The sequence below is a fragment of the Achromobacter sp. EG18 genome, assembly GCF_059759395.1.
This window is the reverse complement of sequence record NZ_CM186213.1, coordinates 931,672-949,830: the sequence shown is the minus strand read 5'-3', so window position 1 is coordinate 949,830 and position 18,159 is coordinate 931,672. Positions and strand designations below refer to the sequence as shown.

Here is an 18,159-nt window from a genome sequence, read left to right as displayed (position 1 = left end):
GCAGCCGCCCACGCAAAAGCCGGGCGGGAAGACGCTGCTTCCGGCCCGGCCGAAGGGTCTGGCGCCCGGCGCGCGTCCGGGGCGGCAAGGCCGCCCGGCGCATGCCAGGTGCTTACTTGTAGACGGACTTGGAGCCGTCCTTATGCCACACGAACACGTCGAACTGGAAGTTCGTCAGGTCGCCCTGCTTGTTCCAGCTGACCTTGCCGATCGGCGTGTCGAACGAATTGGCGTGCAGGTACTTGGCGACCTTGGTCGGATCTTCGCTGCCGGCGCCCTTGATGCCGTCGGCGATGACCTGGGTGGCGGTGTAGGCCGTCATCTGGAACGCGCCGGCCGCATTGCGCTTCTTGGCGGCGAAGGCCTTGACGATCTCCGCGTTGGCGGCGTTCTGGGTGAAGTCGGCCGGCAGCGTCAGCAGCATGCCTTCGACGGCGTCGCCGGCAATGGCGTTGATGTCCGGGTTGCCCGTGCCTTCCGGCCCCATCCACTTGGCCTTCACGCCCTGCTCGGCCGCCTGGCGCAGCAGCAGGCCCATTTCGGGGTGGTAGCCGCCGTAGTAGACGAAGTCCACGCCCTGGCTCTTGAGCTTGGTGATGACGGCCGAGTAGTCGCTGTCGCCGGCGTTGATGCCTTCGAAGATCGCGACCGGCACGCCGCCCTTTTCGAGGTCGTTCTTGACCGCGGTGGCGATGCCCTGGCCATACGACTGCTTGTCGTGCAGCACGGCGGCCTTCTTGGGCTTGAGCTTTTCCAGGATGAACTTGGCGGCGGCGGGGCCTTGCTGGTCGTCGCGGCCGATGGTGCGGAAGATGAACTCGTAGTTCTTGCCGTCGGTCAGGGCCGGCGACGTGGCCGAGGGCGTAACCATGACCACGCCTTCGTTGTTGTAGACGTCGGCGGCGGCGATGGTGGCGCCCGAGCAGACGTGGCCGACGACGAAGCCGATCTTGCTGTTGACCACGCGGTTGGCGGCGACCGGACCCTGCTTGGGTTCGCAGCCGTCGTCGATGACCACGGTTTCCAGCTTCTTGCCATTGATGCCGCCGGCGGCGTTGATACGCTCGACCGCCGTGTCGACGCCTTCACGCACCATGTCGCCGTACTGGGTGACCGCGCCGGTGGTGGGGCCCACCACGCCGATCTTGATGGTCTGCGCCTGCGCGCCGGCGCTGAACGCCAACCCCGCGGCGACGCCCAGCGCCGCGATGACCGGGGTCAGACGAAATGCTTGCTTCATGAGTGGACTCCTTTAATGGCTTGTAATCGTTGGTTTTCGCACGGACGGACAGCCGGAAATGTGTTGGTCACGCCCCGTTACGTTGCATTAGCACGGCAAGCATACACTGAAAAATACCGGCATTTGCAGGGGGTTCCGGGCCGACTTGGGCGAGGTTTCGATATTGCGGTGCCGCATCGGCGACCCCGGCGCCGCCCCTCTCCCCGGCCGATTTCCTTTATGCCCGCCGCCGTATATGCAAAAGCGCATTTATTCGTTTGCGTTACTAAGACGGCGCGGCATCATGGCCGCCATGAGACTCCAACCGATCATCGTCCCCGGATGGAAAGACTCCGGACCCGAACACTGGCAATCGCGCTGGGCGGCCCTGCTGCCGCACGCGGTCAGGGTACGGCAACGCGACTGGGAAAATCCGGTCAGCGCGGAATGGATTTCCACGCTGGCGGCGCAGGTCGACCAGGCCCGCAGCCCGGTACTGCTGATCGCCCATAGCCTGGGCTGCCTGATCAGCGCGGCGCTGCCGGTGCCGCTGCGCGCCAAGGTCGCCGGCGCGTTGCTGGTGGCGCCGGCCGACGTCGAGCGCGCCGACGCCCCGGAATGCCTGCGCGGCTTCGCGCCGATCCCGCGGCACTCGCTGCCGTTCCAGAGCGTGGTGGTGGCCAGCGACAACGATCCCTATTGCCGGCTGGAACGGGCCCGCGCCTTCGCCGAGCACTGGGGCAGCCGCGTGGTGGTGATTCCGGGCGCCGGCCACATCAACGCCGACAGCGGCCTGGAAGACTGGCCGCAAGGCCTCAAGCTGTTCGGCGCGCTGCGCCGCCGCGCCTCGTGGCGGGTATCGCCGCCGCCCGAGCGCATCGCGCCGATTCCCGAGCGTCCCCTGTCGCACCAGGCCTGAGGCCGCCGGCTCTCTTGGCCGCCACGCGCGCGTCGGCCCGCGGCAGGCGGGAAACCCATCGCCGCCCGTCACCCTGCGCAGTTCGTCCCGACCCGTGATGCGGGCAGCGGGGTATCGCCGCTGGTGTTCCCCGCGTGCTTGCGGATGCGCTCCGCCAGCTCCGCCGAGGGCTTCTCATACCCATAGCAATAGGGCGGCGTCGGCGCGGCTTCCGGGCGATAGTCCTGCAGCACCGGCTTGGCGTCCCCCAGGTAGAGGTTGTCTTTCAGGCGCAGGAATGCCTTGAAGTCGCGCGTATAGCCGTGCACGGCCTTCAATTGCTGGTAGGCGCCCTCGTCGGAGGCGCCGTTGTCCAGCGCGCTGCGCTTGGCGGCCATGGGAATGTAGCGGCAGTAATTCACCTTGACGCCTTCCACCGTGGGGAAGAATTCCGGCTCCACGCACTCGCGCTTCGAATCGTTGTTGAAGATATTGCCTTCGACCAGCGCCTTGGCCTCCAGGCTGAAACTCATGCCGTAGAAATCCCAATTCTCCAGCAGATTGTTGAACAGGTGGAAGGTGCCGAACTGGCCCCTGGGGTTGCGCTGCACCGTGTTGAAGAAGTAATTGTGGTGCAGCGTCACGCGCGCGATGGAATCACGTTCGTAGTTCGCGAACAGGTCCTTCGAGGTGATGTTGTTGAGCAGCATGACCTTGTTCGAGTTGTGGAACTTGGTCCAGGAAATCGTCACGTCGGTCGAGCCGTTCTTCACGTTGAGCAAGCGGTCGGACATGCGCGACAGATCCATGTGGTCCACCCAGACATCGCGGCTGTCGTTGGCGATGTTCACCGCCTGCGTCAGGCGGTTCAGGCGGCCATCGATGGTCAGGTGCGTCAGGATCACGTTCCGGCTGCCATACACGCCCAGCCCGTCGTCGATCAGGGCCACGTGCCTGCCGCGGCCATCGATGGTCGTGTTCGACGGCACCCGCAGTTGCGATTTCAGAACGATGGTCATGTCGGAGGCGAAGCGGATCCAGGTGGGTCCCTTCTTGGCCTGCGCCAGCGCGGCGCGCAGCGTGCCCGGTCCGGCATCCTGGTCGGATGTGACCTCGATGAACCGGCCGCCCAGGCCGCCCGTGGCGCGGGCGCCATAGCCCTCCCGCTGCTGCAGCAGCGCGGACACGAATGGACAACGCTCGTCCGGGCTGGCGCAGGACTCGTTGGCGGCCGCCGCGCCGCCGTACAGCATGGCCAGCGCCGCCAGCCAGGCCAGCGCGCGCGGCAACCGCTTGGACCAGCGCCTGGCCCATTGCGGCGCCCTGCTCCTCATACTCTCTCTCGAATTCGTTCGCGGATTCATCGAAACTCGCTCCCCAACACTGCGCCGGCGGGCCGCGCGGATCGATCCGCGGGCTGCACGTGGCGCCAGATGCCGCCGCTCAGGCGCAGGTTTTCCGGCGGACCGGCCACATGCGCCCTCAGGTGTTTGAAATACGCCTCTTGCCAGCGCTGCGCGTACGCATCGGCGTCCTCGCCGGGTTCCACCGCGGGCAGCATCTCCAGCGTATAGGCGACGCGGCCGTTTTCCCAGCGCGGGGTGTAGAACACCGATGGCACGCCCTGGCGGTGCGCCAGGTGGGCGGCGAAACTGGAATAGGTCACCGCCTGCCCTTCGAACTGGGTGCGGGGCGCCGCCGGGTTGGCCGCGCCGTCCACCGCCAGGCACAGCACATTGCCCGCCGCCAGCGCGCGCATGCAGGCCTTGGCGACCTGCGCCTCGGTCTGGTCGGCGGTGGAGATCAGGGCGGCGGCATAGCTGCTCTGGGCGATGCTGGGCGCGGTGGCCAGCCAGCGGGAAGGGATGCCCAGCAGTTCCAGCGCCATCAGCCCGGCATACATGGGGCCGACGTGCGCCGTGGCCACCACCACGCCCCGGCCCGCCGCCAGCAGCGGCGCGAAGAAACGTTCGCCGGTGTCCAGTTCGCCCAGCATTTGCATGGCTTCCTCGACGCTGTCTTCGCGGCATTCGAGCCAATCGAACAGCAGGTGATCCACCAGGTGGCCCCAGCGCGCCCGCCGCTCCCATTGCGCGCGATCAGCCCCGGCATCGCCACGCAGCGACCAGGCCCAGTCCAGTCGCGCCTGCGGTATGGGCGCGGTATCCAGCTTCTGCTCCAGTTGTTCCAGCGCCTGCTGGAACGTTGGCGGCAGCGCCCGGCCGCGTTGCCCGACATAGCGCTCGAACAAGGCTTCGGCTTCCTGCTTGCGTCCCGCTTGCGAGAGCGCGCCGATGGCGGCGCGCTGCCAGAGTTGTTTGTCGGGCGATTTTTCGACCAGGTGCAGCAGTTGATCGGCGGCCTCCCCGTACTGCAGCGTGTAGCGCAGCGCGCGCGCATACAGGGCGCGTGTCTGCTCCAGTTCGGGGGCCAGCTCCATGGCCTGGCGCAGCGGCGCCACGGCGTCCTTGTAGCGGCCCGCGCGCAGCAGGGTTTCTCCGTGCAGCGTCAACAGCCGCACGTCGGTCGGGGCCGCTTCCAGGCCCGCCTCGAAGTGCGCCAGCGCGTGCACTTTGCGGTCGTCGTCCGTGGCGCGCCGCAGGTGCGCCAGCCCCAGCGATGCGCGCAACGCCGGGGCATCGTGCCCCGCGTCCAGCGCCGCATTGCCCAGCAGGATCGCCGCCTCGACCCGGTCGTCGTCGAGCAGCGCGCGCACCGCCACCGTCGCCACGCGCGCATTCGGCAGGTCATCGGCCTGCAAGGCCATGGCAATGCCGGCCGCCTCGACCGCGTCGCCGTTGCGCGAAAAGGCCAGCATCCACCAATGCGCGTCGCCCGGCGCGGCCGCCGCCAGGGCGGCGGTCTGGCGCGCGACGTCGGCCGCCTGCGCGATATGCCCGGCCTGCACCCGCAGTTGAATCCGCGCGGCCTGCAGCGCCGCGGAATCCGGCGCGATGGCGGCGGCGGCGTCCGCCTGGGCGATGGCGAGTTCCCACTGCTCGGTGCGGCCCAGCAGGCTGGCGAGCAGGCGGCGGTCGTCGGTGCGCGCCGGATAGGCCTGGACCAGCCGTTCCAGCGCGGCGATCGCCGGTTCCAGTCGCCCCACCCGCACGAACGGCGACACCAGCAGGCGGCGCGCATCGCGCCAGCCCTCTTCCACCCGCGCCAGCGCCGGCCCGAGCTCGGCCATGGCCTGCAAGGGGTCGTCCGCCTCCAGGATCCGCTTGATGACCGCGCGCAGGCGGCTGGTGGCATCGCTGGCGGCGGTGTTTGCGACGGCGGCGGGCGCCGCCGATGCCGGTGCCGCGGCGGTGCCGGGGCGTTCTATCGTCGTATCAACCATGGCGCAATCCTCTAAGCAAGGCCATCGCCGCGCGCAGGACGAACATGAGCACGAAGCCCAGCGCCAGCGCCTGCAACAGCAGCACGCCGGTGCGCGGACTGCTGGGCCGGTCCGTGGAGACCGGCTGCGCGATGATGGACAGGTAACGCTGCAGGCGCAGGGCGTCGGTCACGGCCTGCTGGTACGACTGCTGCGCCAGCGTCAGGTTCGAATCCGCAAAGGCCTGGGTGTTGCGCAGCGCCTCGTAGGATTTCAGTTGTTTCGCTTCCGTGTTGCCTTCGCCGCTCAGGCGCTGGCGCACGCTGGCGAGCCGTTTCTTCAGGGCCACGACCTGCGTTTCCGCGGGCTTGAGCATGAAGTGGTCCTTGTTGCCCAGCGCGCGGATCTTGTCCAGGTTGATCTGGGCGCTGCTCAGTTCCGCTTCGAGCTGGCTGGACAGGTTCAGCAGCATGGCCACCGTGGCGGTCGGGTCGATATTGCCGTGCGTGGTTCGCCACGAGGTCAGGGCTTCGCGCGCGGCCAGCGCCTTCTGCTCGGCCTGCCGGACCGATTCCTCGCTGACCTTCAGCTTGTCCGCCACGCCCTTTTCGTTCATGGAGCTGACGAAGTCCTCCGCCAGGCCGATCAAAGCCTTCGATAGCATTTCGGCGTCTTCGGGCGAATACGCGCGCACCCGCAGCACGTCGATCTGCTCCAGCGCATTGAAGGAAACCTGGACCGAGGCCCGATAGGCGCGATACAGATCGTCCTCGCTCGAATCCTCGGACAGGTGGTTGGCCGGGTCCAGGCCGGCGTTGCGCAGGTACTGCCGCAACCCGACCTTCTTGTCCAGCTGCCGCATGCTGTCGCGCGACCGCAGGAAATCGCTGACGGCCCAGCCGTCGACGAAACCGCCGAGCATGCCGCCCGAATTCCCCGTGGTGAGCAGGCTGGCCGCCATGGCGCCGCCGCCCTGCTGGCCCGAGCCCGATTGCACGAAGAAGCGCGATTCCGCTTCGTAGCGCGGCGTGGCCACGAACAGCACGTAGACCAGCGCCAGGGCGACCGGGGCGACGACGATGAAGGCATTGACCCAGCGGCGCCGGCGACGTTCGTCCAGCGCGGCCTGCCGCTCGCGGCGCCGGCGCTCGATCTCGGAACCGCTCTCAGAAGCCGAGCTGGCCCTCGTCGAAGCCGCCGAAGACGTCGTCGCCTGTTCCGGATTCGCTGCGTGATCGTCGCGGGGGGAACTTACTGATGCACTGGTCGAGGTCGTCTTCGATGCGGAGTGCGCTTCGTTCATAAATCAGGCCCTTCAGGCAATAGTCCGCCAATTGATTCTGGCGGTAACTGGAAAGAATGAGCGTCCTGCCGACCAGGCGTTCTTCGAACAGCGCCAGCCAGAGACGGGTGAAACGGCAGGGTTCGAAGGGAATCGCCCCTTCGATCACGTAGATGTCGAACGCCGGCGCCAGCGCCAGCGCGAACGAAAACTCCTGCCTCGCATACAGCGGCCAATGTTCCATCGGCCGGCTCAGGCTCCTGGGGTCGCTGATCAGGTCGGCCACCAGTTCGTACGTCGCATCGGCATCGATCTCGTACATCTGGCTCACCAGCTCGATCATGCTCAGGCCGTTGGCCTTGCCACGGATGAAGCCCTGCCGGCCGATGGCCCAGGACACGTTGCCCTCGTGCCGCACGAAGCCCTGGCGCGGCGGACGCAGGCCGCACAGCAGGTCGATGATCTGGCGATGCAGCTCCGGCGCGGGCGAAAGCAAGGCGTAGCGGCCGACGGGAATGTCGAGATGGGCGCCGGCCAGCAGCGCCTGCCGGCTGCCGAAGGCCAGGGGTTCATCCGTCACGCCATTGAGATGAATCATCGTCGTTCCTCACATGGGCTGGATATTGGGACGGGCCAGCCGCTCGGCCGCCAGGGCGACCACCATCAGGAAAACCAGGCTGGTCAGGAAATATCCCAGGCTCGCGTCCTGCGACGTGTAGGCGTCGAAATAGGCCGATCGCAACAGCTGCATGCCATGGGAGAACGGCAGCCACAGCATCCAGGGCCGCAATTGCTCCGGCAGCTGCTCCGAGACGAAAAAGACGCCGGAGAAAATCTGCAGGAAGCGCTCGATCACCGGCGCCAGCCGCAGGAAGAAGTGCCAGAAGGTCGCGATCGCGCCGAACAGCAGGCCCATCGCGGCGGCGCAGCACGCCATCAGCACCACGTACAGCATGAAGCCCGGCCAGCTCTTGGGCAGCGTTATGAGGTCCAGCGCATGGCCGGCGCCGATCAGCACCACGAACACCACCAGGTACACCGACACGTACAGCAGCGCCTGCACCAGCGCGCACATCAAGGGCGAAACGCCCTGGAAATTCAACAGGCCGCGGGCCGATACGTACGCCGTGCTGCTCCTGAAGATGATCTGCCGGAACATGATCCAGGTGGTCGCGCCCAGCAGCGAGAAGGTCTGCACGTCCATCCCCAGGATGTAGTGCGTGCCCATCAGGATGTACAGCGACGAAATCAGCGTCAGCAGCACCACCGGGCCCACCAGCGCCCACAACAGGGCGATGCGGCTCTCGCCGTGCATCACGTGCAGCTGGTAGACGAACAGCGCCAGCAACGTGCGTCCGCCTGGCCAGCCGCGGCCGGCCAGGCGCGGATGATGCCCGGCATGCAACCCGCGCAGCCGCTCCCGCAGGATATCCAGGTCGCCGGCCTCCCCCGGGGGCAGCTCCATTTCCAGCGCGACGTCGTTGCGCGACGCCTCGCGGCGCGCCTCCCGCGCCTCCTCCTGCCTGCGCCGTTCCTCGCGCCGCGCGTGCGCCTCGGCCAGGCGCCGGTCCTCGGCCACCAGCCGGGCCGGCATATAGCCCGGCGCGAACACGTCGACGCCCGCGCGGATGTCCTGCTCCAGCAGGCGCACGATGATGCGCAGGCGCCGCCGGGAGAAGTCCGCCAGCGTCTCGTCGACCTTGGCGCGCGCAATCTCCGCGTCCAGCTCCTCCTGCACCGCCTCGTACACCGCCCGCCGGGCGGCCACGGAGTCATGCGGCTCGCCCTGCAGGCGCGCCAGCAAAGGCCTGAACAGCACGGCCGGCTCGGCCTTCGCCTCGAACAGCGCGGCGGGATCCAGGCGCCACGCGGCGACGCCCGAACCCACCGCGTAGCTGCTGTCCTTTCTCCGCGCGCGCCAACCCTTGATCCGATCCTCGTTGCTCATCGACACGCTACTGGCTGACGCCGCTGGAGGAACTCGAGCCGGAGTCGGAGTCGATGGCGCGCGTCGCGCTGAAGCCGGCGCTCATGGTCACGCGGAACGCCGAAAGCACTTTCTGCACCTGCGTGAACGGCGCGTCGGAGATATAGATCGCCTGGCCCTCGTGCACGCTGAATTCGCGCGCCAGCGCCACCTGCTCGGCGCGCGTGAGATCGAACTGGTACACCACCGGCAGCAAGTCCGGCTTGCCGTCCACGCCTGCCTGCGCGGGCGTGAACAGGAAGACCGAGCGCGGGTCCGCCGTCTTGTCGTCCAGGCCCCTGGCATCGGCCAGCGCGTCCAGCACGCTGTAGTTGCGCTTGCTGATCGCCACGCGGCCCTGGTTGCCGGCGGCGCCCAGCACCGTCAGGAACTCACGCGATTCATACGCGGTGATGACATCGCCCGGGCGCAGCAGGATGTCGTTGTTCTGGTTGCGGTAGATGTCCGACAGGCGCACCGAGGCGACCTGATTGTCGCGTCGCAGGCTGACGACCAGTTGCTCCGGATTGGTCTGCACCGGCGCGGCCTGCGCCAGCGCGCTGCTCAGGCGCTGGGCGGTCTGCGTGATGGGATACATGCCCGGCTTGGTCAGGTTGCCCTGCACCGTCACCATCTGTCCGCGGGCGTCGGCCACGCGCGTCACGCTGACGTCGGCGCCGGCCACCAGCCGGCTCAGGCGCCCGACGATGGCGTCGTGCAGTTGCGCCAGCGTCATGCCGCCGGCCTGGAATTTGCCGAGAATGGGAAACGCGACATTGCCGTTGCGGTCCAGTTCCTGGTTGCCCAGGTCGCTCACGCCGGACGGGTCCGCCGTGAACACGCCCAGCCCGCCGCGCTCCCACACTTTCACGTTGACGCCGTCGCCCGGCACCAGGCGGTCGAAACCGGCCTGGGTCAGGTCGCGGTAGCGCACGGGAAAATCCGAGACCTCGGCAACCCGGCTCGCGCGCGCGAGCTCGCGCGAGGCCTGCATCACGACCACGTCCTTGGCGTCGTGGGCGCCTGTCACCTCACTGAGCATGGGGCCGGAACGCGGCAACTGGCAGCCGCTGAGCGTAAGCACGGTAATCAGCAGCAGGGCCGGCGCCGCGAGGCGGCGCGGGCCCGCGGCCGGGACGTTCATTTGCATAGTTTCCTTTGTCTTCGAAACCAGGGGACCTGGAGGGGGCCTGGGTAAGGCGGGCGTTCAGGCCTGCATCAGGCGCATCGGCGGCATATCCATGCTCTCGTCGTTCTCCGACTCGGGCATGGCCGGCATGCACAGGCTCAGGAACTTGGCCAGCATGGCCTCCAGCGAGAACAGGGTCTGCGCCCGATGGCGGCTTTGCGCCCTCAGGCTCGCGTCGGCGCGCACCCGATCCACGATCGAGGCGACCTTGTCGCAGGCCTCGTGCAGGTCCGGATGTTCGACATCGCCCAGCAGGTGGCCGGTCTGGTCCTCCTCGAAACACTCGCCCGCCCCGCCGGCCGGCGTCGAGACCACCGGCACGCCGAGCAATTGGGCTTCGATCAGCACGTTGGGCAGGCCCTCGTAGCGCGACAGCAGCACCTTGGCATCCATCTGCGAATACCAGTAGCCCACGTGGTTCGACAAGCCGACCAGCAGCAACCGGTCCATCACGCACAATTCCTGCGCCAGCGCCACGATGTTCTCGTGCAGGCGGCCGTCGCCGACGATGACGAAGCGCGCCTGCGGACGCTGCTTCAGGTAGAGCGCCGCGAGCTTTATCCATAGTTGCGGCCGCTTGTCCGGCTCCAGGCGGAACACGCCGCCGATGGTCTCCGTCGCGTCGGCGGTGCTTTCCTGGAAGGCGCGCCACTTTTCCTGGTCCGTCGCCGCGGCATCGGTGGCCAGGTCCGGCACGCCGTTGTACAGCACGTGGAAGCGCACGATGGGAATGCCGAGCCACTCCGCGTAGGCCTCGGCGGCCTTGCGGCTGTTGCTGACGAAATGCACGCCGGGCACCTGCGCCAGGGCCTGGTACAGCTCGGGATACTCCTCGCGGAAGCGGTCCTTGCGGATGTTCGGCGGCAGGCCGCGGAACACCAGGTGGATGGTCGGCGCGCCGGCCAGCAGCGCCGCCAGGGCGCCGAACAGGCACGTGCCGTCCTGCCACAGGCTGACCACGTCGAAGGTGTTGGCGCGCAACACCGGCGCCAATCGCGTCACGCCGTAGTGGACCGGCGGCGGCAATTGTTCCAGCAGCCGGCTCAGGCTGCCGTCCGGCACCGACTGGTGGGCCACCGAGATCGCCGGCAGCTTGTTGATTTCCGTGACCGGAATCCGCGCCTTGACCAGCACCGACAGGAAGAAGTCCAGCCCCTGCTTTTTGGTGGAACCGGCCGGCTCGGTGTGCTGCTTGACCAGCACCTCGACTTTTTCCGGCTTCATCGGCACGTCGGCGGGCCGCGGGGCGGGCGTATCCGCCATGCGGGCCAGTTCCCCGGCCAGCCGCGTCAGCTGCCGTTCGGCGCCGCCGGGCCCCAGGCTGCCGGTCACCAGCGCGACCGAGACGGGCTTGTCGGGCGAGTATTCCGGAATCTGCCGATTGCGGAAATGCAGGATCGCATGCTTCATCGAGACGATCCTGATGTCCTTGCCGGCCAGCGCGGCTTCGGGCTCCAGGCGCTGATAGAAGGCGTAGTCGCTGGCCAGGCCGTCGGCCAGTTCCGCCGCCTTGCTGCCCGGCGCAAGATGCTTGGCCACGGGCGCGATGACGTCGAAGGCGTCCGCCAGCAGGCCGCGCTTGCGCAGGCGCTTGGCGAACTCGACGCGGATGTTGCGGTCCGTATGCTGCAGGATCAGCCGGCGGAACAGCTCGTCGGACTGCTCATGCGCGCGGATATCGCTCAGCAGCTTGGCGCGGGCGAACAGCCGCGACGGATTGTCCGTGGACTCGGGCAGGTGCCGCTCGACCAGCGCCAGCGCGTCGTCGACGCGGCGCTCCTTGACCAGCCGGGTCGCGCAATAACGCACGATCTCCAGATCGTCCGGGCATTCCCGCAGCAGCGTGGCCCATTGCTCGGCCATACCCTCGTTCAGGCCGGCCGCTTCCTTCAGCCGGAGCAGCAGGAAGCGCACCTTGGAGTCGGCCATGTGGCCGCGCGCCAAGGCTTGCGCGTCGACCAGGTTCGCCTGCGCCACCTGGACCCGTCCCGACGCCGCCACGATTTCCTCCAGCCGCGTCTTGACCTCCTGCAGGTCGGACGCGGTGTTCTTGCGTTCGGTAGTCAGTGGCGGATTCATGCGGCCTTCCTGCGGTTGGCCTTGTCGATCCACACCAGGCAGCGCTGGATGTAGTGGTCGTACTGGGCCGGATTGTCGGAACGTTCCTGGAGCGCGCGCCAGTAGGGCAAGGCCTGTTCGAAGCGGTGCAGCCGCATGGCGCCGACCGCGGCCAGGCGCAGGCCGATGGGATCGTCCGGCACCAGCTGCAGGATGCGCTCACCCAGCGCCAGGCGCTCGGTGGTGCTGGACGAGTCCAGCGCGCGCGATTCGGCGTACAGCACGGCCAGGATTCGCCGCTTCTCGTGGTCGACTTCCGTCATCTGCGGCCACGACTGCGCCACGCGCTCGAGCAGGTTCCAGGCCGCCTTGGGATCGCCCGCCGACAGGATCTCGCGGGCGCCGCGGATGGCGCGCGGTCCCAGCCTTCCCAGCTGGCGTTCGGCTTCCTCCTTGGCGCTCTGGTCGGCCGAGCCATGGGCCAGCACCATCTTGTAGGCGTCGATGGCCTCGCCGAACCAGCCGCCGTTGAACGCGACCCGCGCGAAATGCAGCTGCGTGCTGAAAGGCGCGGATTCGTTGGCGGCGGCCTGCTCCAGGTGCCGCATGGCGGTCTGCTTGTCGCCCAGCGCGTCGGCCGCGCGGCCGCGCATCGCATGCAGTTCCGGGAACTCGACGCCGGTGTCCAGCGCGATGTCGGTCAGGTCGATCACTTCCTTGTGGTTGCCCGCCACCAGCGCCGCCCGCACGCCCAGGCGCATGGCGCGCTCGAAGGCGCGCTGCGCGCGCACGCCGGCCAGGGCGTCGGGGTTGAGCAGGCGGTGCGCGCAGATGCGCTCGGCGGCATCGCGCAGGCGGCCTTCTTCCAGCGCCTGCGCGCCCTCTTCCGCCCAGGCCGTGGATTGCGCGCGCAGCCAGGCCGAAATGTCCTCCTGCTCGCTGTCGGCAAGTTTGCAGGACACGGCCAGCGCGGCGGCGGCCATGATGCATCCGCGCCAGGTCGCTTCCTTGACCAGTTCCAGCGCCTCCACGTCCTTGAGCGTGGGCGACTCGGACGCCAGCGCTCGCAGCCCCGTACGGTCCCCGGCGATCAACCGGTCGCGCCACAGCATGGCGAAGCTGCGGCCATGCGACGGAATCGCGGCGCGCACCTCATGGACCCAGCGCAGGGTGGCGTCCATATCGCTGCCGGCCTGCAGCAGCGAGAGCACGGTGTCGGCCGCCTCCGTGGCGGTCGCGTCCTGCGGCGCGGAAATGCGGAACAGCTGCTTCCAGTTGCCCAGGGCTTCGTCCACGAATCCCAGGTGACCGGCCGAAATCGCCGCGATGCGCACGATTTCCGGCGTCTCGATCTCGTCGCCCAGCAGGCCGGCGGCCAGCGAGTGCGCCAGGTCATAGCGACCCAGCTTGAAGTGGTTGCGCATCAGGATCTGCTCGGCCTTGCTGCCGGTGGCCAGCGTGCCGTCCGCGCCGCCCAGCAGCGCCAGCGATCCTTCGTAGTCGCCCAGCTCTTCCTGGATGCGCGCGAACAGCAGCGTGTGGTCGGGCAGGCCCGGATGGCGGCGCAGCACGTCGCGCAGGCGGCGCGAGGCTTCGCGCAGCTCGCCCGCGTCCCAGATCTTCTCGATGCGCTCCGCGCTTTCTTCGGCGCCCAGCTTGGGCACGCTCAACTGCGGGGTGGAGGCGCTCAGGCGCGGACGCACGAAGGTCTTGAACCACTCGGTGTACAGGCGTTCGGCGAACAGCGGGGTGTAGTGCGTCAGGTCCAGCCCGCCATCTTCCATCGCGTCGGCCTGCCCGATCTTGTTCATCAGCGGCGTCGGATCGTAGCAAGGCACGCCGATGCGCTGGGCGCTGGCGGTCACCGCGGCGATCAGCTGGGCGCGTTGTTCGATCGGCACGTTGTCGGGCGTCATGGCGTTGACGTGCGTGACGAACACCACCTTGTCCCGGCCCAGCAGGTCGACCAGTTGCTGCATCTGCTGCTCGATCTCGTCGTCCGTCTGCTCACGCTTGACGATGCGGGCAAGCAGGTCCCGATTGTCCGCCGACAGGCTCTTGAAGACGGGATCCTGGTCCAGCCATGCGCGCCGCTCGGCGAGCCGTTCGTCGCTGGCCTGCGCCCAGAACGCGCGGGTGCGCGCCCGGTCGGCGAAGAACTCGCTGAAGTAGCGCCCCAGGTAGTTGGACTGGATCGGATAGCCGCCGACGGTCAGCAGCTTGCGCGAGGATAGCTCGACCATATACAGGTCCGCCGGCTTGTGCACGCCGCGCCGGGCCTGCTCGCCGTTCGACGGACGGAAGATCACGCGCTGCACGTCGGTCGGAATCTCGGCCTGGCCGAACATGAAGCGGGCCTGCTGCAGCGCCTCGGCGCTGGTGTGCACGAAACCGTAGTTGCGCCCGAGCTGTTGCTTGATCGGGTAGCGCGCCACGGCATCGCGCAGCGGGGTATGGATGCGGCAGGTGCCGATCGGAGCGATGGTAAAGGCTGTCATTCCGGGCCTCTCCTGTGTTTGATGGGTTGCGGCGGGCCTGGACTCAGAGCGTCCAGTACAACAGGTCGGACTGAAGCCGGCGGCTGTCCAGCACCGACTTCAGGTCGCACACCATGCCGCCGGCCTTGACCAGTTGCGGCAGGTCTTCCCAGATGGTGTCCATGGTTTGGCGGTGCGGCACCGCCAGGATCAGCACGTCCATGTCGCGGAACTGGTCGCGCTCCACCAGGCTGATGCCGTACTCATGGCGCATCTGTTCCACATCGACCATCGGGTCGCAGGCCACCGGCGTGATGCCGTAGTCGCCCAGCGCGCGATACAGATCGACCACCTTCGAATTGCGGATGTCCGGCACGTTTTCCTTGAACGTCATGCCGAGGATGCCGACCCGGGTCGAGGCGTTCAGGCGACCATTGCGCGCCAGGGTCTGCACCACGCGCGAGGCCACGTGGCCCGCCATGCCGTCGTTGATGCGGCGGCCCGACAGGATGACCTCGGGGTGGTAGCCCAGCTCCTGCGCCTTGGACGTCAGGTAGTAGGGATCCACGCCGATGCAGTGGCCGCCGACCAGGCCGGGCGTGAACTTGAGGAAGTTCCACTTGGTGCCCGCCGCTGCCAGCACCTCGGCGGTGCGGATGCCGACCAGGTCGCAGATCTTCGACATCTCGTTCATCAGCGCGATGTTGATGTCGCGCTGCGTGTTTTCGAGCACCTTGGCGGCCTCGGCCACCTTGATGGAAGAGGCGCGATGCACGCCCGCGTCGATGATCTGCTCGTAGACGCCCGCGATAATCTCCAGCGATTCCTCGTCCTGGCCGGACACGATCTTGACGATCTTCTCCAGCGGATGCTCGCGATCGCCCGGATTGATCCGTTCGGGGCTATAGCCGAGCTTGAAATCCACGCCGCAGCGCAGGCCCGATGCCTTTTCCAGCTCCGGACCGCAGATTTCCTCGGTCGCGCCGGGGTGCACGGTGGATTCGAAAACCACGATGCAGCCGGGACGCAGCACCGGGCCGATCGACCGGCAGGCGCGCACCAGCAGGGAAAAATCAGGATTGTTTTTCTCGTCGACCGGCGTCGGCACGGCCACGACGAAGAAATCGCACCCTTCCAATTCGCTCACCTGGTCGGTGAACTGCATGGGGGAAGCCAGCAATGCATCACGCTCGATCTCGCCGGTCCAGTCCTCACCCTCTTTCAGGCTCGTGATCCGCCGCTTGTCCACATCAAAGCCGACGACATCAAAACGCCTGGAAAATGCCACGGCCACGGGCAGGCCGACATATCCTAGACCGCACACTGCGATTCTCTTTACCACGGGGGACCTCACTGTTTTCGTCGTGTCGAAGACACTAGAAACCGACACCCGGGCATTACCGAATCGATGCGGAATCGCATCGCATTTGCCTGCCCGGGGTGGACGCGTTGCTCAAATTTGATTACATCTCGATACCCCGCCATACGGTCGGGTAGCGAGCCAACGAATCGTAGGCCCGGCAGACAGCAAATTTTTTTCTAAAAGTTTTCGATGCTATGGAAATAAGTCGCCGAGGTCGTAATAAACGTGGGGAAATCCCTGAAATAATCTCTTTTCCAACACAATTTGAAATGAATGAGATTGTTTGTCTTGTTAGCAAATATATAAAGTCGTTTTCTTATCTTGGCTTAATAAAACTGCAAGGAATGAGCATTCGTTCGGGAGCAGCAGTAAGCGCCCTGGGATAAATGTCTTTATTGCAACTTCAAGTCACGGATGGCGTCCGAATTTCCAAAAAATATCGTGCTAGAAGGGAATCGAAAATACTCACGCCGATTGACCATTTCCAAAGGCCGTGGCATACGCGCCCGCGAGTGGCGTACCCGGAAATCTGTCCTGATATTGAAATGACTTCCACCGATGACAGGCCGGTGGATTACACATTCGAACAAGTGCGCCAAAAGGGTGGCCGCCGATCCGCGCATATACCCGCCCCGCCTTCCGGAGAATGCGCCTGGCGTCCCGGCGGGAAACCGGAGCGCGGCCGCATGAAAAAGCCCCCGGGAACCGCAAGGTCCCCGGGGGCTTGGCATGCCGCTGGCGCCGGCCAGGCGCCGCCCTGCCTATTGCAGCAGGCTGCGCAGCATCCAGGCGTTCTTTTCGTGCACGTCCAGGCGCTGGGTCAGCAGGTCGGCGGTGGGCTGGTCATTGGCGGCATCGGCCTTCTCGAAGGCGGCGCGGGCCGTCTTGGCGACCGATTCGTTGGCGTTGACCAGCAGGCGCACCATCTCCAGCGCTTCCGGCACGGATTCCGGCTCGGCGATGGACGACAGCTTGGCGTACTCGCGATACGTGCCCGGCGCATAGTGGCCCAACGCGCGGATGCGTTCGGCGATGCTGTCCAGCGCGTTCCACGACTCGGTGTACTGGGTCATGAACATCAGGTGCAGCGTGTTGAACATGGGCCCCGTGACGTTCCAGTGGAAGTTGTGCGTCATCAGGTACAAGGTGTACGAGTCGGCCAGCAGCTTGGACAGTTCGCCGGCGACGGCGGCGCGGTCCTTGTCCGAAATGCCGATGTTGATGCGCGGAACGCTGGGGGTCTTCTTGGAGGACTTTGCCATTGCTAGCTCCCTGTGGGGTTGGTAGACAAAACGAGGATAACACCGCGATTGCGACAATCCGGCCCAAACGCCGGCCGGCGCGAGGCGGCTTGATCGAGCGCAAATGCGCTCGCAATTTCAATCCTGCACGGCCGCGGCTTCGTCCGACAGCATCCGCACGCCGGGCAGCTCGCATTCGTACACCGCCTGGGCCAGCGCCTCGATCGCCGCCAGCCTCGGGAAGCTGCGGCGCCAGGCCAGCACCACGCGGCGCTCGGGCACGTGGCCCTCGAACGGCAGGTAGCGCAGCAGGCTGTTGGAAGGCGGCTGCTCCGGCACCGCCGTCACCGGCAGCACCGTCACGCCGATGCCCGCGGCCACCATGTGGCGGATCGTCTCCAGCGAAGAGCCCTCGAAGGTGCGCTGGATGCCGTCGCTGGCGGCCGAGAAGCGCGACAGTTCCGGACACACCTCCAGCACCTGGTCGCGGAAACAGTGGCCGCTGCCCAGCAGCAGCATGGTCTGCTGCTTCAGGTCCTGCGCGTCGATCGATTCGCGCTGCGCCAGCTCGTGGTCTTGCGGCACCGCCACCACGAATGGCTCGTCGTACAGCGGCTGCATCACCAGCCCCGCTTCCGGCAGCGGCAGCGCCATGATGGCGCAATCGATCTCGCCCTGGCGCAGCAGCTCCACCAGCCGCACGGTGAAGTTCTCCTGCAGCAGCAGCGGCATCTGCGGGGTGCGGCCGATCTGCACCGGCACCAGGCGCGGCAACAGATACGGGCCGATGGTATGGATCACTCCGACCCGCAACGGGCCGGCCAGCGGGTCGTGCCCCTGGCGCGCGATCTCCTTGATGCTGGCGCTCTCTTCCAGCACCTTCTGGGCCTGGGCGACGATGCGCTGGCCGATGGGCGTGACGCCCACTTCGGCGCCGCCGCGCTCGAACAGCGTCACGCCCAGTTCGTCCTCGAGCTTGCGGATCGCCACCGACAGCGTGGGCTGGCTGACGAAACAGGCCTCGGCCGCCCGGCCGAAATGGCGCTCACGGGCCACGGCCACGATGTATTTGAGTTCGGTCAGAGTCATGGACTAGGCCCCGGGGGTTGGGCGCCGGCCCGGCGGGCGGCGCTGGAAAATGAAA

13 protein-coding genes are annotated in these 18,159 nt (G+C 67.1%); 1 reads left to right on the top strand and 12 read right to left on the bottom strand.

Annotated elements, in window-relative coordinates:
- Positions 1–112: 112 nt before the first annotated feature.
- Positions 113–1,240, bottom strand: coding sequence for a branched-chain amino acid ABC transporter substrate-binding protein (locus AC6CR5_RS04525; protein WP_006386439.1), 1,128 nt, complete (start codon positions 1,238–1,240; stop codon positions 113–115).
- A gap of 292 nt (positions 1,241–1,532) precedes the next feature.
- On the opposite strand from AC6CR5_RS04525, the gene AC6CR5_RS04520 reads away from it, so the two are divergent.
- Positions 1,533–2,138: an RBBP9/YdeN family alpha/beta hydrolase gene (locus tag AC6CR5_RS04520; RefSeq protein ID WP_026383505.1), complete on the top strand. Its 606-nt coding sequence runs from the start codon at positions 1,533–1,535 to the stop codon at positions 2,136–2,138.
- Between the two features lie 68 nt (positions 2,139–2,206).
- Here the strand turns inward: AC6CR5_RS04520 and AC6CR5_RS04515 are convergent, their stop codons facing one another.
- The 11 genes from AC6CR5_RS04515 to AC6CR5_RS04465 form a co-directional block, all read right to left on the bottom strand.
- Positions 2,207–3,370 (bottom strand): pectate lyase family protein, encoded by a 1,164-nt coding sequence (locus tag AC6CR5_RS04515; protein WP_045953515.1) that lies wholly within the window; start codon positions 3,368–3,370, stop codon positions 2,207–2,209.
- Positions 3,371–3,477: 107 nt separating this feature from the next.
- Entirely contained in the window at positions 3,478–5,460 is a 1,983-nt protein-coding gene (locus tag AC6CR5_RS04510; protein WP_153228327.1) for a Vi polysaccharide transport protein VexE, read from the bottom strand.
- Positions 5,453–6,484, bottom strand: coding sequence for a KpsE/RkpR family capsule polysaccharide export protein (locus tag AC6CR5_RS04505; protein ID WP_006386435.1), 1,032 nt, complete (start codon positions 6,482–6,484; stop codon positions 5,453–5,455). The genes AC6CR5_RS04510 and AC6CR5_RS04505 overlap by 8 nt, the downstream gene beginning before the upstream one ends.
- A gap of 121 nt (positions 6,485–6,605) precedes the next feature.
- Positions 6,606–7,319: a P-loop NTPase family protein gene (locus AC6CR5_RS04500; RefSeq protein ID WP_006386434.1), complete on the bottom strand. Its 714-nt coding sequence runs from the start codon at positions 7,317–7,319 to the stop codon at positions 6,606–6,608.
- Positions 7,320–7,328: 9 nt separating this feature from the next.
- The gene (locus AC6CR5_RS04495; RefSeq protein ID WP_045953139.1) at positions 7,329–8,669 is read right to left on the bottom strand and encodes an ABC transporter permease; all 1,341 of its coding nucleotides are present in this window, start codon (positions 8,667–8,669) and stop codon (positions 7,329–7,331) included.
- A 7-nt stretch (positions 8,670–8,676) separates the two neighbouring features.
- A complete protein-coding gene (locus tag AC6CR5_RS04490) occupies positions 8,677–9,837 on the bottom strand; it encodes a polysaccharide biosynthesis/export family protein (RefSeq protein WP_026383511.1) in 1,161 nt (386 codons plus the stop codon).
- A gap of 57 nt (positions 9,838–9,894) precedes the next feature.
- Positions 9,895–11,955 (bottom strand): glycosyltransferase, encoded by a 2,061-nt coding sequence (locus AC6CR5_RS04485; RefSeq protein WP_006386431.1) that lies wholly within the window; start codon positions 11,953–11,955, stop codon positions 9,895–9,897.
- Entirely contained in the window at positions 11,952–14,432 is a 2,481-nt protein-coding gene (locus AC6CR5_RS04480) for a capsular polysaccharide biosynthesis protein (RefSeq protein WP_020927536.1), read from the bottom strand. Before AC6CR5_RS04480 ends, AC6CR5_RS04485 begins: the two co-directional genes overlap by 4 nt.
- Positions 14,433–14,475: 43 nt before the next feature.
- Positions 14,476–15,735, bottom strand: coding sequence for a nucleotide sugar dehydrogenase (locus AC6CR5_RS04475; RefSeq protein ID WP_150100375.1), 1,260 nt, complete (start codon positions 15,733–15,735; stop codon positions 14,476–14,478).
- An 800-nt stretch (positions 15,736–16,535) separates the two neighbouring features.
- Complete coding sequence (locus AC6CR5_RS04470; RefSeq protein ID WP_006386428.1) at positions 16,536–17,036, bottom strand: Dps family protein; 501 nt, start codon at positions 17,034–17,036, stop codon at positions 16,536–16,538.
- A 117-nt stretch (positions 17,037–17,153) separates the two neighbouring features.
- Positions 17,154–18,104, bottom strand: coding sequence for a LysR substrate-binding domain-containing protein (locus AC6CR5_RS04465; RefSeq protein WP_006386427.1), 951 nt, complete (start codon positions 18,102–18,104; stop codon positions 17,154–17,156).
- Positions 18,105–18,159: the final 55 nt, after the last annotated feature.

Bases quoted from the DNA above. Each gene is read 5' to 3' on its own strand.
- AC6CR5_RS04525 (WP_006386439.1), bottom strand. From the start codon at position 1,240: ATGAAGCAAGCATTTCGTCTGACCCCGGTCATCGCGGCGCTGGGCGTC.
- AC6CR5_RS04520 (WP_026383505.1), top strand. From the start codon at position 1,533: ATGAGACTCCAACCGATCATCGTCCCCGGATGGAAAGACTCCGGACCC.
- AC6CR5_RS04515 (WP_045953515.1), bottom strand. From the start codon at position 3,370: ATGCTGTACGGCGGCGCGGCGGCCGCCAACGAGTCCTGCGCCAGCCCG.
- AC6CR5_RS04510 (WP_153228327.1), bottom strand. From the start codon at position 5,460: ATGGTTGATACGACGATAGAACGCCCCGGCACCGCCGCGGCACCGGCA.
- AC6CR5_RS04500 (WP_006386434.1), bottom strand. From the start codon at position 7,319: ATGATTCATCTCAATGGCGTGACGGATGAACCCCTGGCCTTCGGCAGC.
- AC6CR5_RS04495 (WP_045953139.1), bottom strand. From the start codon at position 8,669: ATGAGCAACGAGGATCGGATCAAGGGTTGGCGCGCGCGGAGAAAGGAC.
- AC6CR5_RS04490 (WP_026383511.1), bottom strand. From the start codon at position 9,837: ATGCAAATGAACGTCCCGGCCGCGGGCCCGCGCCGCCTCGCGGCGCCG.
- AC6CR5_RS04485 (WP_006386431.1), bottom strand. From the start codon at position 11,955: ATGAATCCGCCACTGACTACCGAACGCAAGAACACCGCGTCCGACCTG.
- AC6CR5_RS04480 (WP_020927536.1), bottom strand. From the start codon at position 14,432: ATGACAGCCTTTACCATCGCTCCGATCGGCACCTGCCGCATCCATACC.
- AC6CR5_RS04470 (WP_006386428.1), bottom strand. From the start codon at position 17,036: ATGGCAAAGTCCTCCAAGAAGACCCCCAGCGTTCCGCGCATCAACATC.
- AC6CR5_RS04465 (WP_006386427.1), bottom strand. From the start codon at position 18,104: ATGACTCTGACCGAACTCAAATACATCGTGGCCGTGGCCCGTGAGCGC.